Genomic DNA, 16,009 nt, shown 5'->3' with positions numbered 1-16,009 from the left:
GCGAATAGGCCGGCACAGGCAATAAAATGCCCAGCACAATCAGCTGACTTCCCCAACCAAGCAGAAATTCGAGTAAAACTTTGTAAGGTTGGCGCTGCTTATCCCATAATGTGCCACCAGAGACATTGGCCGCAGCTTTGCAGAGGTAAGTCGATCCCCATGAACCGCACCGGCCGCGCCCTGACCCTGGGCTGCCTGTTGCTTCTACAGCCCCTGCTGGCCCTGGCGGAGGGCGGTAACTCGCTGCTTATTCCGGCAACGGGCCGCTGCACCTTGAACGTTCAGCCAGAAGACCTGGCGAACGCCCTCAAGGCCTGCGAGCAGACGGCAACCGCGGGGGACGCCCAGGCGCAATTCGAACTGGGCGAGTACTACTACACGCAAACGCCAAAAAACCTGAACAAGGCGCTGGACTGGTTCCAGAAGGCCTCGTTGCAAGGCCACGCCGATGCCCAGTACCGCCTGGGCGCCATGTTCTTCCATGGCGAAGGGGTCAAGGCCAACAACGTGCAGGCCTATATCCTGCTGAAAATGGCCGCGGTCAACGGCGCCGAAGATGCGCTGGACATGGCCGATGAAGTCACCGAGCAAATGCCCCGCGACGAGCTGGAGCATGCCACCCAGGTGCTCGGCCAGATCTTCCGCAAGTACCTGCTGGAACTGCAGAACGCCGAAGGGCGCACGCCCTTCTCGCCACTTCCCTGAGGGTTACTTTTCCGGCATTGGCATCGGGAACGGCATCACATTGCCGCCGCCCTTGGCTTCGCTGATCTTTGCCGTGCCCAGCCGCTCCACCTCATCGATGCGCACGATCGAATGCATCGGCACGAAACTGCGGATCACCCCCTCGAACTGGTTCTTGAGCTTCTCCTCGCTCGGGTCCACCACCAGTTGCGAGCGCTCGCCGAACACGAACTCCTCGATTTCCAGGAAGCCCCACAGGTCGCTCTGGTAGATCTGCTTGGCGTACATCTCGAAGACCTGCCCCTGGTTGAGGAAGATCACTTTATAGATGGCGGGTTCGCGTTTGCTCATGTTCGGCGGGATAACACATGCGTAAGAAAAGGGGCGCATCATAGCAGACAGGCTTGCTGAACTGTGTTGCCTGGCCCGGCCCTATCGCCGGCAAGCCAGCTCCCACGGGTACCGCGCTAGCCCCAGGCCTGTGCAGTACCTGTGGGAGCAGGCTTGCCGGCGATAGGGCCAGAACAGGCCGTACATACCGTTGAACGTTTCAGTGCTTTCGCCACTGCCATTCAAGGGTTATTCTTGAGATCAACTCCATTGCCGTCGAGCGGCTAAAAACGACCTTGAACGCACCCATACAACCCCATCGTTTCATCCTCGAACCTTTCGAGGCCCACCGTTTCGCCAACTTGTGCGGCCAGTTCGACGAGCACCTGCGCCTGATCGAACAGCGCCTGGCCATCGAAATCCGCAACCGTGGCAATCAGTTCGAACTGATCGGCGAACCCAAGACCACCTCCGCTGCCGAACAGCTGCTGCGCCGTCTCTACCGCGAGACCAAGGCCAGCGACCTGTCGCCGGAAACCGTGCACCTGTACCTGCAGGAGTCGGCCGTCGAGAACATCGACAACCCGGCCGTGAACGAGGTCAGCGTTTCGCTGCGCACGCGCAAGGGCAACATCCGCCCGCGCGGGCTTAACCAGCAGCGCTACGTCAAGGAAATCCTGGCCAACGACATCAACTTCGGCATCGGCCCGGCCGGTACCGGCAAGACCTACCTGGCCGTGGCCTGCGCGGTGGACGCGCTGGAGCGCGAACAGGTGCGCCGCATCCTGCTGGTGCGCCCTGCGGTCGAGGCGGGCGAAAAGCTCGGCTTCCTGCCCGGTGACCTGGCGCAGAAAATCGACCCGTACCTGCGCCCGCTGTACGACGCCCTGTACGAAATGCTCGGCTTCGAACACGTCGCCAAGCTGATCGAGCGCCAGGTGATCGAAATCGCCCCGCTGGCCTACATGCGTGGCCGCACCCTGAACAACAGCTTCATCATCCTCGACGAAAGCCAGAACACCACGCTGGAACAGATGAAGATGTTCCTCACCCGCATCGGTTTCGGCTCCACCGCCGTGATTACCGGTGACATTACCCAGGTCGACCTGCCGCGTGGCACCAAATCGGGCCTGGCGCACGTCATCGAGGTGCTGAAGGACGTTCCGGGTATCAGTTTTACCCACTTCCAACCCAAAGATGTGGTTCGTCACCCACTGGTGCAGCGTATCGTCGAAGCCTATGACCGCTTCGAAGGCCGCCAGGCCAAGCCCGAGGCGCCCGGCAAAGATGCTTGAACTTGATATCCAACGGGCCACGGATGCTGCCGCCCCGGATGACGACGCCTTCCGCCGCTGGTGCGAACTGGGTTTGCGCCAGCGCAGCGCCGACTCGGAAATGACCATTCGCCTGGTCGACGAAGCTGAAGGCCGCGAGCTGAACCACACCTACCGGCACAAGGACTACGCGACCAACGTGCTGTCGTTCCCGGCCGACGTACCCGATGACCTGCTCGATATCCCGCTGCTGGGCGACCTGGTCATCTGCGTAGCCGTGGTCGAGCGCGAGGCTGCCGAACAAGGCAAGTCGCTGGAAGCACACTGGGCGCACCTGGTCATCCACGGCTGCCTGCACTTGCTCGGTTACGACCACATCGAGGATGAGGAAGCCGAGGAAATGGAAGGCCTGGAACGAGAATTGCTGGCAGAACTGGGTCACCCTGACCCGTACGCCGACGATGAAACCGACACTCTCACATACTGATACACGAAGGATCACGAGAACCGCCATGAGCGAAGATCGATCGAGCAACGGGCAAAAGTCCTGGCTGGGTAAACTGACCCAGGCTTTTGCCCATGAGCCGAAAAACCGCCAGGAGCTCCTTGAGCTGCTGCGCGAAGCCCATCAGAACAAGCTGCTGGACAGCGAAGCGCTGACCATTGTCGAAGGTGCCATCCAGGTCGCCGACCTGCAGGTGCGCGACATCATGGTCCCACGCTCGCAAATGATCAGCATCAAGGCCAGCCAGTCGCCGCGCGAATTCCTGCCGGCGGTGATCGACGCCGCGCACTCGCGTTACCCGGTGATCGGCGAAAGCCACGACGATGTGCTCGGCATTCTGCTCGCCAAAGACCTGCTGCCGCTGATCCTCAAAGAGAACGGCGACAGCTTCAACATCAAGGACCTGCTGCGCCCGGCCACTTTCGTGCCCGAGTCCAAGCGCCTGAACGTGCTGCTGCGCGAGTTCCGCGCCAACCATAACCACATGGCCATCGTTATCGACGAATACGGCGGTGTGGCGGGCCTGGTGACCATCGAGGACGTGCTGGAGCAGATCGTCGGCGATATCGAGGACGAGCACGACGTCGAGGAAGACAGCTACATCAAGCCGCTGCCCAGCGGTGACTTCCTGGTCAAGGCGCTCACCCCGATCGAGAACTTCAACGAGTTCTTCGACAGCGAATTCTCCGATGACGAGTTCGACACGGTCGGCGGCCTGGTGATGAGTGCGTTCGGCCACTTGCCCAAGCGCAACGAAACCACCGAGATCGGGTCTTACAAGTTCCGTATTCTCAACGCCGACAGCCGGCGGATACACTTGCTGCGCCTGACCCCGATCAGCCGTTAAGGACAAACATGCGTTGGATCACCCGCCCCGGCTGGCCCGGTAACCTGCTGGCCCTGGCGGCCGGTGCCTCCACCCTCCTGGCCCTGGCGCCGTTCGACATCTGGCCGTTGGCGCTGTTGTCGATCGCCGTGCTCTACCTTGGCCTGCGCGAGCTCAGCCCGCGCCAGGCCATGTGGCGGGGCTGGTGGTTCGGTTTCGGCCTGTACGGCGCCGGCACCTGGTGGATCTACGTCAGCATGAACACCTACGGCGGCGCCTCGCCGTTGCTGGCAATCCTGCTGCTGCTGGCGTTTTTCGCCGCCCTGGCCTGGTTCTTCGCCCTGCCCACCTGGCTATGGGCACGCTGGCTACGGCGCAACGAAGCGCCACTGGCCGACGCCTTGTGCTTCGCTGCGCTGTGGCTGCTGCAAGAGGCCTTCCGCGGCTGGTTCCTGACTGGTTTCCCCTGGCTTTACGCCGGCTACAGCCAGCTGGACGGCCCGTTGGCCGGCCTGGCGCCGCTGGGCGGTGTATGGCTGGTTTCCTTCACCCTGGCCCTGACCGCCGCCCTGTTGTGCAACCTGCACCGCCTGCGCGCGCGCCCATCGTTCCTGGCCATTGCCGCGGTATTGCTGCTGGCGCCGTGGGTACTGGGCATGGCGCTCAAGGGTCACGCCTGGACCAAGCCGGCCGGCGACCCGCTGAAAGTGGCGGCAATCCAGGGCAACGTCGAACAGGAGCTGAAGTGGGACCCGGCGCACATCGACGCGCAACTGGCGCTGTACCGTGACCTGAGCTTCACCGCCAAACCCGTGGACCTGCTGGTGTGGCCCGAAACAGCGGTGCCGATACTCAAGGACCAGGCCCAGGGCTACATCGATGTGATGGGCCGCTTCGCTGCCGAGCGGCACTCGGCGCTGATCACGGGTGTACCGGTACGTGAAGAAGTGCACCATCAGCGCCGCTACTACAACGGCGTCACCGTTACCGGCGAAGGCGATGGCACCTACCTCAAGCAGAAGCTGGTGCCGTTTGGCGAGTACGTGCCGCTGCAGGACATGCTGCGCGGCGCCATCGAGTTCTTCAACCTGCCGATGTCGGACTTCGCCCGTGGGCCGGAAGACCAGCCGCTGCTGCAGGCCAAGGGTTACCAGATTGCGCCGTACATCTGCTACGAAGTGGTGTACCCGGAGTTTGCTGCCAGCCTGGCGGCACGTAGCGACCTGCTGCTGACCATCAGCAACGACACCTGGTTCGGCACGTCGATCGGCCCGCTGCAGCACCTGCAGATGGCGCAGATGCGTGCACTGGAAGCCGGCCGCTGGATGATCCGCGCCACCAACAACGGCGTGACCGCGCTGATCGACCCGTTTGGCCGCATTACCACGCAGATTCCGCAGTTCCAGCAGGCGGTGCTGTATGGCGAGGTGGTACCGATGCAACAGCTGACGCCCTACCTGCAATGGCGTTCGTGGCCGCTGGCGATTGCCTGCGCGCTGCTGCTGGGCTGGGCGTTGCTGGCCGGGCGCATTGCCAAGACCGTCTAGCTGGCGTAACACGGTCCCTGTAGGAGCGGCCTTGCGTCGCGATGGGCTGCAAAGCAGCCCCGGCAATCTTGAGATAGAGCTGAGATCCAGGGGCTGCTGCTCAGCCCATCGCGACACAAGGCCGCTCCTACAAGGCACCGCGTAAACCTGAATTCAATAGAACAGCCGATACCCCACCAACCCCACCACTTCATTCACCAACTGCCCGCTCTGCCACATCGCCCGGCTCTCCGGCAGCAACCCGCCGAACGGCCGTGCATGCTCGCGCCCAAGGAACCCCACCGGCGCCGGTACCACCTCGAACCCTGCCTGTTCAAAGCTCCAGCGCGAGCGCTGCATGTGCCAGGCCTGGGTCACCACCACCACCCGACGAATGCCCAATGGTTGCAGCACCTTGGCCGACAGCTGGGCGTTCTCCCAGGTCGTGCGGCTGGCCTCTTCGCGCCACTTCACCGCCACCGCGAAATCTTCATGCAAGCGATCCGCCATCAACTGCGCCTCGCTCGGCGGCGTGCCGTAGTGCAGCCCGCCACTGGTCAGCACCGGCAAGCCCGACGCCTTGGCCAGCCGCGCGGCAAAGCGCATACGCTCCAGCGCCGTGGCCGTAGGCTGGTCAGTGCCGCCCCAGGCCGGGTCACCCCGCTCGCGCCCCGCACCCAGCACCACGATGGCATCTGCCCGGCTGGCCAGCCCCGCCCAGTCGCTCACCGCCAGCGGCGGCTCGGTCTCCAGCAGCCGGGCGGTTTCCTGCACCACCAGCGGCAGGCTCATCAGCCACAGGCCACCCAGCCCCACGACAAAGCACAGTGCTGCCAGCCGCGGCCGCCGCGCACGCAACCACCATGCGGCAAGCAGCAGCAGGAACAAGATGCCCGGCGGCATCAACCATTGTTTGATGAAAAATCGGATCGGCATTGGCCACAGCTCCTTGGCAGAGGTGCAGCCTAGAAGGATCGGCGCCGGTCAACAAGGGTGCGACCGGCGCCAAACGTGAGCTGTGATGATATTGAAGAACCGGCGCGCTTGGCCTGCGCCTGGCGTCCTGAACGGCTAGCGATGTGGCAGCGTCCTGGATCTCGCCGTACTGGCGGGGCGTTTCTTGTCCTTGAGCCAGATGATCTTGGCCGATGTCGGCTCCGCTTGTGGGTAACTGCCGACTGCAGCGTTTTGGCGCTCCGGGAGGGAATCCAGGTAAGCCTTGATCACTTCGAACTCTGCGTGGCTCAGACCACGCAATTCCAGTTCGGCTGGCATCTCGTCGCGCAATCGCACCGAGGTCCTGGCGGTTTCCAGTGCCAGGCCAAGCCGGTCGATCAGGCGCTCGTAAAGCTCCGGTCTGATTGCGGGTAGCTGCGTCTCTCCCATCCGTTCACCTCATTGAAGATAAGAATATCTCCCCCCACACCTGAGCTTAGCGTCGTTGCAAAAAGCAGCCTTGTGCCGCGACCAGCGGCCATTCGCAACGAAGGTTTCCCACGATGCGCAGCGCTGCTGTATGCTACGGCGTTCACTCTAAACGACACCGGAGTGCCGGACGCAGCGAGGTTCCGCTGCCTGGAACAAGGTCTCTTCTCTCTCAGCCAAAAGTAGCCATGCACGAACAATACACGCCCCGTGATATCGAAGCCGCCGCCCAGAACTTCTGGGACGAGCAACAATCGTTCGCTGTTACCGAACAGCCAGGCAAAGACACCTACTATTGCCTATCGATGTTCCCGTACCCGAGCGGCAAGCTACACATGGGCCACGTGCGCAACTACACCATCGGCGACGTGATTGCCCGCTACCAGCGCATGCTGGGCAAGAACGTCCTGCAGCCGATGGGCTGGGACGCTTTCGGCATGCCTGCGGAAAACGCGGCGATGAAGAACAACGTCGCCCCGGCCAAGTGGACGTACGAAAACATCGACTACATGAAGACCCAGCTCAAGAGCCTGGGCCTGGCCATCGACTGGGCACGTGAAGTCACCACCTGCAAGCCCGACTACTACCGTTGGGAGCAGTGGCTGTTCACCCGCCTGTTCGAGAAAGGCATCATCTACCGCAAGAACGGGACCGTGAACTGGGACCCGGCCGACCAGACCGTGCTGGCCAACGAGCAGGTCATCGACGGCCGTGGCTGGCGTTCCGGCGCGCTGATCGAAAAGCGCGAAATCCCGATGTACTACTTCCGCATCACCGACTACGCCGACGAGCTGCTGGAAAGCCTCGACGAGCTGCCGGGCTGGCCTGAGCAGGTCAAGACCATGCAGCGCAACTGGATCGGCAAGTCGCGCGGCATGGAAGTACAGTTCCCGTACGACCAGGCCAGCATCGGCCACGAAGGCGCGCTCAAGGTCTTCACCACCCGTCCCGACACGCTGATGGGCGCCACCTACGTCGCCGTCGCAGCCGAACACCCGCTGGCCACCCAGGCCGCCCAGGGCAACCCGGCGCTGCAGGCGTTCATCGACGAGTGCAAGGGCGGCAGCGTCGCCGAAGCCGACATGGCCACCCAGGAGAAGAAGGGCATGGCCACTTCCCTGCTGGTCGAGCACCCGCTGACCGGTGAAAAGCTGCCGGTGTGGGTCGCCAACTACGTGCTGATGCATTACGGCGATGGCGCGGTAATGGCCGTACCGGCCCACGACGAGCGCGACTTCGAGTTCGCTCACAAGTACAACCTGCCGGTCAAGGCCGTGGTGCGCACCAGCGCTGGCGATGAAGTCGGCAACGAGTGGCAGGACGCCTACGGCGAACACGGCCAGCTGATCAACTCCGCCGAGTTCGACGGCCTGGACTTCGCCGGCGCCTTCGACGCCATCGAAGCTGCCCTGATCCGCAAGGAGCTGGGCAAATCGCGGACCCAGTTCCGCCTGCGCGACTGGGGTATCAGCCGCCAGCGCTACTGGGGCTGCCCGATCCCGATCATTCACTGCCCGTCCTGTGGCGACGTGCCGGTGCCAGAAGACCAGCTGCCGGTCACCCTGCCGGAGAACGTGGTGCCGGACGGCGCCGGTTCGCCGCTGGCGCGCATGCCAGAGTTCTATGAATGCAGCTGCCCGAAATGCGGCACTGCAGCCAAACGCGAAACCGACACCATGGACACCTTCGTCGAGTCGTCCTGGTACTTCGCCCGTTACGCCTCGCCTAACTACGAAGGTGGCATGGTCGACCCGAAAGCGGCCAACCACTGGCTGCCGGTCGACCAGTACATCGGTGGTATCGAACACGCCATCCTGCACCTGCTGTACGCGCGCTTCTTCCACAAGCTGATGCGTGACGAAGGCCTGGTCACCTCGAACGAGCCGTTCAAGAACCTGCTGACCCAGGGCATGGTAGTCGCCGAAACCTACTACCGTGTGGCCAGCAACGGCGGCAAGGACTGGTTCAACCCGGCCGATGTCGAAATCGAGCGCGATGCCAAGGCCAAGATCATTGGCGCACGCCTGAAGACCGACGGCCTGCCGGTGGAAATCGGCGGCACCGAGAAGATGTCGAAGTCGAAGAACAACGGCGTCGACCCGCAGTCGATGATCGACCAGTACGGCGCCGACACCTGCCGCCTGTTCATGATGTTCGCCTCGCCACCTGATGCGAGCCTGGAATGGTCCGACTCCGGCGTCGAAGGCGCCAGCCGCTTCCTGCGCCGTGTCTGGCGCCTGGCCCAGGCCCACGTGGCCCAAGGCCCGGCAGGCAAGCTGGACATCGCAGCCCTGGACGACGCGCAAAAGGTCATCCGCCGCGCCATCCACGCTGCCATCAAGCAGGCCAGCACCGACGTCGGCCAGTACCACAAGTTCAACACCGCCATCGCCCAGGTGATGACCGTGATGAACGTGCTGGAAAAGGCCCCGCAAGCCACCGAACAGGACCGTGCCCTGCTGCAGGAAGGCCTGGAAGCCGTGACCCTGCTGCTGGCACCGATCACCCCGCACATCTCCCACGAGCTGTGGCAGCAACTGGGCCACCAGCAGGCCGTGATCGACGCCGGCTGGCCAGCCGTCGATGAAGCTGCCCTGGTGCAGGACACCGTTACCCTGGTGGTGCAGGTCAACGGCAAGCTGCGTGGCCAGGTCGAAATGCCGGCCGCCGCCAGCCGCGAAGAAATCGAAGCTGCCGCGCGCAGCAACGAGAACGTCCTGCGCTTCATCGATGGCCTGGCCATCCGCAAGGTCATCGTGGTACCTGGCAAGCTGGTCAACATCGTCGCCAACTGATGGCAACGCCCGCCCGCAGCCACTGCGGGCGGGCGGAACAGGCCCACAAGGGAGCAACAACATGATCAAACGCAATTTGCTGGTAATGGGCCTTGCGGTCATGCTCAGCGCCTGCGGTTTCCAGCTGCGCGGCACTGGCACCAACGAGTTGAGCATCAAGGAAATGGACGTCAGCGCGCGTGATGCGTACGGTGCCACCGTGAAGGAACTGCGCCAGGTCCTGAAGAACAGCGGCGTCAATGTGCACACCGGCGCACCTTACCGCCTGGTGCTGACCAACGAACAGGAGCGCGAGCGCTCGGCCAGCTACAACAGCGGCAACCGTACCGCCGAATACGAACTGACCACCGAACTCGACTACAGCATTCAGGGCCTGAACAACCTGGAACTGCTCAGCGACAAGCTGGAAGTACGCAAGGTCTACGTGCGTGATGGCTCGAACATCACCGGTTCCGAGCAGGAAGCCGCCCGCTCCCGCCAGGAAATGCGTCGCGACCTGGTCAACGCCATGGTCTTGCGCCTGCAGCAGCTGAGCCCGGCCCAGCTGGACGAACTGCAGCACAAAGCCGACCAGCGCGCCCAGGCTGAAGCTGCCGCACTGGAGGCTGCCCGCCGCCAGCAGGCAGAAACGCCGCAGCAATCGCCACTGGAAATTCCGGGCAACTAAGCCCGTGCGGGGCACCTTCGGGTGCCCCATCTGCTCGCCATGAAGCTCGCCCCCGCCCAACTCAACAAGCACCTGCAAGGCGCCTTGGCCCCGGTCTACGTGGTCAGCGGTGACGACCCGCTGCTGTGCCAGGAAGCCGCCGACGCCATCCGCCATACCGCGCGTCAGCAAGGTTTTGACGAACGTCAGGTATTCAGTGCCGACGCCAACTTCGACTGGGGCACCCTGCTCCAGGCGGGCGCCAGCCTGTCGCTGTTCGCCCAGCGGCGCCTGCTGGAGCTGCGCCTGCCCTCGGGCAAGCCCGGTGACAAGGGCGCCGCAGCCTTGATGGAGTACTGCGCCAACCCCGCTGAAGACACCTTGCTGCTTATCAGCTTGCCCAAGCTCGACGCCAGCGCGCAGAAGACCAAGTGGGGCAAGGCCTTGATCGAAGGCGCCCATTGCCAGTTCCTCCAGATCTGGCCGGTGGATGTGCAACAGCTGCCACAGTGGATCAACCAGCGCCTGCAGCAAGCCGGCCTGTCGGCACAGCGTGACGCCGTCGACCTGATTGCCGCACGCGTCGAAGGCAACCTGCTGGCCGCCGCGCAGGAGATCGAAAAGCTCAAACTGCTGGCCGAAGGCAGCCAGATCACCGTAGAAACCGTGCAGTCGGCTGTCGCCGACAGTGCCCGTTTCGATGTCTTCGGCCTGGTCGATGCCATTCTCAACGGCGAAGCCGCCCATGCCCTGCGCATGCTCGAAGGTTTGCGCGGGGAAGGCGTGGAGCCGCCGGTCATTCTTTGGGCACTGGCCCGCGAGCTGCGCCAGCTGGCCGGGCTGGCCCAGCAGTTCAGCCAGGGCGTGCCGCTGGACAAGGCCTTCAGCCAGGCTCGCCCGCCGATCTGGGACAAACGCCGGCCGCTGGTCAGCAAGGCCCTGCAGCGCCTCTCGGCGCAGCGTTGGGCGCAGTTGCTGCAGGATGCCCAGCGTATAGATGCACAGATCAAGGGCCAGGCCCAGGGTTCGCCGTGGACCGGCCTGGCGCGGCTATCACTATTGATGGCTGGTCAGCGCCTGGCACTCCCCCCGGAATAACCGGGGCCGCTTCGCGCCCCATCCGACCGGTCCGGCGCCCCGGCAAGGCCGCTCCTACAGGAGATCGCGTATCCCCTGTAGGAGCGGCCTTGTGTCGCGATGGGCTGCATAGCACCCCAGGATCTCAACCATATACACAATCAATTGGCCCTCACCCACCCAGGGCCCTACAGTGCGCCCCGAAACCCAACCACCACGGGAACCCCGCCATGAGCAAAAAGCCGAAAAAGCACGGCCCCAACAAGGCCAAATCGATCATCGCCCAACCGCTGTTCCGCTGCCGCCAGGAACAACCGGAAAAAGGCAAAGGCAGCTACCGCCGCGAAGCCTTCCAATCGAGAGATTGGGAGGCTTCCTACTTTTTGGCAGCATGAAAGCATCGCAAGCGCAGGCATGGTATGGTCGTCACCTGACCTGCAATTCTGGATCTGTGCATGCTCTTCCGTCTTCTCCCCCGTTGGGAAACCCGCCAGCTGATCGCGGCCTCCAGCTTCATCCTGCTCGTTGCCTGCGCGGAAAAACCCACCGCCGCCGACGCGCTGCCGCTGGCCCCTGCGCAACCGGCGCCCGTGGTAACCGTGCCCGGTGCAACGCCAGACGTCAGCACTGAAATCCAGCCTCTGCAAACCTTTGCCCAATGGCAGGCAGGCTTCCGCCAGCAGGCCCTGCAAGCCGGTATTTCGCCAAGCACCTTCGACCGCGCCTTCCTCGGTGTTACCCCCGACCTGGACGTGATCAAGGCCGACCGCAGCCAACCAGAGTTCACCCGCCCAGTATGGGAATACCTCGAAGGCGCCCTGTCGCCACTGCGTGTGCGCAACGGCAAGAGGCTGCTGGAGCAGAACGCCGACCTGCTGACCCGCCTCGAGCAGCGCTATGGCGTCGACCGCCAGGTATTGGTGGCGGTGTGGGGCATGGAGAGCAACTTCGGCCAGTTCCAGGGCAGCAAGTCGGTTATCCGCTCGCTGGCGACCCTGGCCTACGAAGGACGCCGTCCGCAGTTCGCCCAGGACCAGTTGATCGCCGCCCTGCAGATCATCCAGCATGGCGACATCCAGCCTGAAGCCATGCGCGGTTCGTGGGCCGGCGCGATGGGCCAGACCCAGTTTATCCCGACCACCTATAACACCCATGCCGTGGACTTTGACGGCGATGGCCGCCGCGACATCTGGAACAGCACCCCGGACGCCCTGGCCTCGACTGCGCACTACCTGCAAAGCTCAGGCTGGAAGCGTGGCCAGCCATGGGGCTTCGAAGTGCAGGTGCCTGCTGATTTCGACTTCTGGCAGGCCGATGGCGCGCTGCGCAAGCCGGTCAGCGAATGGCTGGCGATGGGCGTGAAGTTGCCGGCAGGCACGCAATTGCCGGCAGGTAGCAACCAGCTGTCTGCCGCCCTGCTGCTGCCCGCGGGCGCACGTGGCCCGGCGTTCCTGGTACTGGACAACTTCCGCGCCATCCTCAAGTACAACAACTCGTCGTCCTACGCGTTGGCGGTCAGCCTGCTGGGCGATCGCTTCAGTGGCTGGGGCTTCATTGCCGGCAGCTGGCCTAAGGAAGACCTGCCGCTCAGCCGCAGCGAACGCATGGAATTGCAGAACCTGCTGAACAGCCGTGGGCATGAGGCGGGCAATGCTGATGGCATTATCGGTGCCAATACCCGCAAGGCCATTCGCAATGCCCAGCAAGGGCTGGGGTGGCCGGCGGATGGGTATCCGACCCATAAGTTGCTTGAGAGCCTGCGTCAGCAGTGAGATAGCCGGGGGCGCGTTGCGCCCCTTTCCGACCGGTCCGGCGCCCCGGCAAGGCCGCTCCTACAGGGACCGCGATACATTGGGGTAACGCGGTCCTCTGTAGGAGCGGCCTTGTGTCGCGATGGGCTGCAAAGCAGCCCCGACTATCTCAAGCCTTGAACAGGTCCTGCTCCAGCACCAAGCTCTGCCGACCACTGTCCAGCCTGACCCGAGCCCCCAGCGGCAAGCACACATTCGGGTCACAATGCCCACTGCGCCACCCGGCCAGCACCGGCACGCCCAGCGGGCCGAAGGTCTCCACCAGTAACGGCGCCAACGCCGCCGTGGTAATCCCGGCAAAATCCCCCACCAGCACGCCCTTGACCCCCGCCAGCTTGCCCGCCAGGCGCATCTGGGTCAGCAACCGGTCCACCCGGTACAGCGGCTCGTTGACGTCCTCGATGAACAAGATGCAGCCCTGGGTATCCAGTTCGGCAAGCGTGCCCATGGTCGCGCCCAGCATCGACAGGTTGCCCCCCAGCAACGGCCCGCTAGCCTCACCCGGCAACACACTGTCCAACGCGAACCCTGCCGGGTGCACGATCTGCTCACCTGCACGCACATGCCCGCCCAGTTGCGCCAGCAGTGACGACTCGGTCGGCGCCAGCTTGCCCTCCAGCAGGTCGGCATTGAGCATCCCGCCATGGAAGGTAAGCATCCCGCAATGGCGGTACAGCGCTGTGTGCAGCGCGGTTATGTCGCTGTAGCCGATCAGCGGCTTGGGGTTGCGCCGGATCAGCTCGAAATCCAGCTGGTCGAGCAGGCGCATGCTGCCGTAGCCGCCGCGCATGCACAGGATGGCGTCGATCGCCGGGTCGGCAAAGGCATCGTGCAAGTCCTGCAGCCGCTGCGGGTCCGGGCCTGCCAGGTAACCCTGAGCCTGCAGGGCACCTGGGTAAATGCGGCAACGGTAGCCGCGATCAGCGAACCACTGGCTGACCTTGTGCGTATCCAGCCGCGCCGAGCCCGCCGGCGCGATGATGGCGAAGCAGCCGTCCTGCGAGATCGCCCTGGGCAAATGTACGGTAAGGGTATCGACACAATTCATCATGCAGCTCCAGACATCTTGTCGCGTGTAGCTTATGGCTTGTCGCCGGCAAAAAAAATGCCGACGTTACCTTTTCGGCAAGCATCGGCATTTGTGTTTCAGCCCAGGCTCAGAGCTTGATCTTGGCTTCGTGCGCCTGTTGGTCGGCGTGGTACGAAGAACGCACCAGCGGGCCAGAAGCAACGTTCTTGAAGCCCATCTTGTAGCCTTCCTCGGCGAACCAGGCGAAGGTGTCCGGGTGGACGAAGCGCTGTACAGGCAAGTGGCTACGCGACGGCTGCAGGTACTGGCCGAGGGTGAGCATGTCGATGTCATGCTCGCGCATGCGGTGCATCACTTCGATCACTTCTTCGTCGGTCTCGCCCAAGCCGAGCATCAGGCCCGACTTGGTCGGTACATGCGGTACCAGCTGCTTGAACTTCTGCAGCAGGTCCAGCGACCAGTCGTAGTCCGAACCCGGGCGCGCAGCCTTGTACAGGCGCGGTACGGTTTCGAGGTTGTGGTTGAACACATCCGGCGGCTCTTGCGCGGTGATTTCCAGCGCCACGTCCATACGGCCGCGGTAGTCCGGCACCAGGGTTTCCAGCTGTACGCCCGGCGACAGCGCGCGGATTTCGCGGATGCAGTCGGCAAAGTGCTGGGCACCACCGTCACGCAGGTCGTCGCGGTCCACCGAGGTGATTACCACGTACTTCAGGCGCAGGTCGGCAATGGCGACTGCCAGGTTTTTCGGCTCGTCCAGGTCCAGCGGCTTCGGCCGGCCGTGGCCAACGTCGCAGAACGGGCAGCGACGGGTGCAGATGTCACCCATGATCATGAAGGTGGCGGTACCACCGGAGAAGCACTCGCCCAGGTTCGGGCAGGAGGCCTCTTCACACACGCTGTGCAGCTTGTGCTTGCGCAGCAGTTGCTTGATGCGGTCTACCTCGGGCGATACCGGGATACGCACGCGAATCCAGTCGGGCTTTTTCGGCAGCTCATCGGTAGGGATGATCTTTACCGGGATGCGCGCGACCTTGTCGGCGCCCCGCAGTTTTACCCCAGCTTCCACCTTCTTCGGCGCTGGGCGCGGGGTGACATCCTGGGTGGTTATCAGGTTCGGCACGGCTTCTTGCACAGTTGTCATATTCAGTCGATTCCGCCCGTGAGGGTCGTCTGCTCAGCGTAGTCGAGGTGCTTGACCAGCTGTCCGCGCAGCCTTGTCCTGACCTCGTCGAGTTCGATCGGGCCTGCCAGGTCACGCAGCTGGGTCATCGCCAGCCCCGCATAACCGCAGGGGTTGATTCGGCGGAATGGCGCAAGGTCCATGTCCACGTTCAGGGCAAGGCCATGGAACGAGCGGCCATTGCGAATTCGCAGGCCGAGGGAGGCGATTTTCGCTCCGTCGACATAGACGCCCGGCGCATCGGGCTTGGCCGCAGCCTGGACGTCATAACTGGCAAGCAGATCAACCAGGGTCTGCTCGATAAGGCTGACCAGCTCACGCACGCCAAAACCCAGCCGGCGTACATCCAGCAGCAGGTAGGCCACCAGCTGCCCGGGGCCATGGTAGGTCACCTGACCACCGCGGTCGGTCTGCACCACCGGGATGTCGCCCGGCACCAGCAGGTGCTCGGCCTTGCCGGCCTGGCCCTGGGTGAAGACTGCGGGGTGCTCGACCAGCCAGACTTCATCCTGGCTGTCCGGGCTGCGCTGCTCGGTAAAGCGACGCATGGCCTCCAGCACCGGTTCATAGGGCTGCAGGCCAAGTTCGCGAAAACCGAGGCAGGCGGACATCAGAGCACCATTTTCACGATGCCGGTAGCGCGCAGGGCACTGTTGATATCGTGCAGCTGGTTCTCGCTTTCGGCAACGATGTGCAATTGCACGGTGGTGTACTTGCCTTCCTTGCTCTGGCGTTCGGCCAGCGTGGAAAGGTCGACCTTGGCGTGCTTGCTGAGAATCTCGATGACCGTGTCCTTGAAGCCGACAACGGTGTCACCGATGACCTTGATCGGGTAATCATCGCAAGGGAATTCGATCTTGTGCGACTTTACGTCTGGTTCGCTCATGGCGGAAACGG

General features: G+C 63.5%; 17 protein-coding genes. 10 read left to right on the top strand and 7 right to left on the bottom strand.

The window, feature by feature from the left end; translation table 11 throughout:
- Positions 1 to 159: 159 nt before the first annotated feature.
- The gene (locus ACIP02_RS17210) at positions 160 to 705 is read left to right on the top strand and encodes a tetratricopeptide repeat protein (RefSeq protein ID WP_400618258.1); all 546 of its coding nucleotides are present in this window, start codon (positions 160 to 162) and stop codon (positions 703 to 705) included.
- A gap of 3 nt (positions 706 to 708) precedes the next feature.
- Here the strand turns inward: ACIP02_RS17210 and ACIP02_RS17205 are convergent, their stop codons facing one another.
- A complete protein-coding gene (locus ACIP02_RS17205) occupies positions 709 to 1,035 on the bottom strand; it encodes a DUF1820 family protein (RefSeq protein WP_041167902.1) in 327 nt (108 codons plus the stop codon).
- Between the two features lie 275 nt (positions 1,036 to 1,310).
- Here ACIP02_RS17205 and ACIP02_RS17200 point away from each other — a divergent pair, with 275 nt between their 5' ends.
- Genes ACIP02_RS17200 through lnt form a run of 4 tightly spaced genes read left to right on the top strand, consistent with a single transcriptional unit; the run spans position 1,311 to position 5,166 of the window.
- On the top strand, positions 1,311 to 2,309 hold the full coding sequence (locus ACIP02_RS17200) for a PhoH family protein (RefSeq protein WP_400618255.1): 999 nt from the start codon (positions 1,311 to 1,313) through the stop codon (positions 2,307 to 2,309).
- Complete coding sequence (gene ybeY, locus ACIP02_RS17195) at positions 2,302 to 2,775, top strand: rRNA maturation RNase YbeY (RefSeq protein ID WP_400618252.1); 474 nt, start codon at positions 2,302 to 2,304, stop codon at positions 2,773 to 2,775. Before ACIP02_RS17200 ends, ybeY begins: the two co-directional genes overlap by 8 nt.
- A 25-nt stretch (positions 2,776 to 2,800) precedes the next feature.
- Positions 2,801 to 3,640, top strand: a complete 840-nt coding sequence (locus tag ACIP02_RS17190) for an HlyC/CorC family transporter (RefSeq protein ID WP_201203614.1) — start codon at positions 2,801 to 2,803, stop codon at positions 3,638 to 3,640.
- An 8-nt stretch (positions 3,641 to 3,648) separates the two neighbouring features.
- Positions 3,649 to 5,166, top strand: a complete 1,518-nt coding sequence (lnt, locus tag ACIP02_RS17185) for an apolipoprotein N-acyltransferase (protein WP_400618249.1) — start codon at positions 3,649 to 3,651, stop codon at positions 5,164 to 5,166.
- A 153-nt stretch (positions 5,167 to 5,319) separates the two neighbouring features.
- Here the strand turns inward: lnt and ACIP02_RS17180 are convergent, their stop codons facing one another.
- On the bottom strand, positions 5,320 to 6,081 hold the full coding sequence (locus ACIP02_RS17180; protein WP_400618246.1) for a YdcF family protein: 762 nt from the start codon (positions 6,079 to 6,081) through the stop codon (positions 5,320 to 5,322).
- A gap of 135 nt (positions 6,082 to 6,216) precedes the next feature.
- A complete protein-coding gene (locus ACIP02_RS17175; protein WP_400618243.1) occupies positions 6,217 to 6,531 on the bottom strand; it encodes a hypothetical protein in 315 nt (104 codons plus the stop codon).
- Between the two features lie 227 nt (positions 6,532 to 6,758).
- Here ACIP02_RS17175 and leuS point away from each other — a divergent pair, with 227 nt between their 5' ends.
- From leuS to ACIP02_RS17150, 5 genes are all read left to right on the top strand, one after another.
- Positions 6,759 to 9,365 (top strand): leucine--tRNA ligase, encoded by a 2,607-nt coding sequence (gene leuS, locus ACIP02_RS17170; protein ID WP_400618240.1) that lies wholly within the window; start codon positions 6,759 to 6,761, stop codon positions 9,363 to 9,365.
- A 61-nt stretch (positions 9,366 to 9,426) separates the two neighbouring features.
- Complete coding sequence (gene lptE, locus ACIP02_RS17165; RefSeq protein ID WP_400618237.1) at positions 9,427 to 10,032, top strand: LPS assembly lipoprotein LptE; 606 nt, start codon at positions 9,427 to 9,429, stop codon at positions 10,030 to 10,032.
- A 39-nt stretch (positions 10,033 to 10,071) separates the two neighbouring features.
- Positions 10,072 to 11,109, top strand: a complete 1,038-nt coding sequence (gene holA / locus ACIP02_RS17160; protein WP_400618234.1) for a DNA polymerase III subunit delta — start codon at positions 10,072 to 10,074, stop codon at positions 11,107 to 11,109.
- Positions 11,110 to 11,318: 209 nt separating this feature from the next.
- Positions 11,319 to 11,483, top strand: a complete 165-nt coding sequence (gene arfA, locus ACIP02_RS17155; protein WP_009685838.1) for an alternative ribosome rescue factor ArfA — start codon at positions 11,319 to 11,321, stop codon at positions 11,481 to 11,483.
- 60 nt (positions 11,484 to 11,543) lie between these two features.
- Complete coding sequence (locus ACIP02_RS17150; protein WP_400618230.1) at positions 11,544 to 12,860, top strand: lytic murein transglycosylase; 1,317 nt, start codon at positions 11,544 to 11,546, stop codon at positions 12,858 to 12,860.
- Between the two features lie 148 nt (positions 12,861 to 13,008).
- On the opposite strand, the gene ACIP02_RS17145 is transcribed toward ACIP02_RS17150, so the two are convergent.
- From ACIP02_RS17145 to ACIP02_RS17130, 4 genes are all read right to left on the bottom strand, one after another.
- Entirely contained in the window at positions 13,009 to 13,947 is a 939-nt protein-coding gene (locus ACIP02_RS17145) for an LD-carboxypeptidase (RefSeq protein WP_400618227.1), read from the bottom strand.
- A gap of 109 nt (positions 13,948 to 14,056) precedes the next feature.
- Positions 14,057 to 15,073, bottom strand: a complete 1,017-nt coding sequence (lipA, locus tag ACIP02_RS17140) for a lipoyl synthase (RefSeq protein ID WP_400618224.1) — start codon at positions 15,071 to 15,073, stop codon at positions 14,057 to 14,059.
- Between the two features lie 2 nt (positions 15,074 to 15,075).
- Complete coding sequence (lipB, locus tag ACIP02_RS17135) at positions 15,076 to 15,723, bottom strand: lipoyl(octanoyl) transferase LipB (protein WP_400618221.1); 648 nt, start codon at positions 15,721 to 15,723, stop codon at positions 15,076 to 15,078.
- Positions 15,723 to 15,998, bottom strand: coding sequence for a DUF493 domain-containing protein (locus ACIP02_RS17130; protein WP_003249736.1), 276 nt, complete (start codon positions 15,996 to 15,998; stop codon positions 15,723 to 15,725). The genes lipB and ACIP02_RS17130 overlap by 1 nt, the downstream gene beginning before the upstream one ends.
- Positions 15,999 to 16,009: the final 11 nt, after the last annotated feature.

It is taken from the genome of Pseudomonas sp. NPDC089408, from assembly GCF_044749445.1.
Lineage (GTDB): Bacteria > Pseudomonadota > Gammaproteobacteria > Pseudomonadales > Pseudomonadaceae > Aquipseudomonas.
Note: the sequence above shows the minus strand (reverse complement) of the source record. Positions and strands in the feature narration are given on the sequence as shown.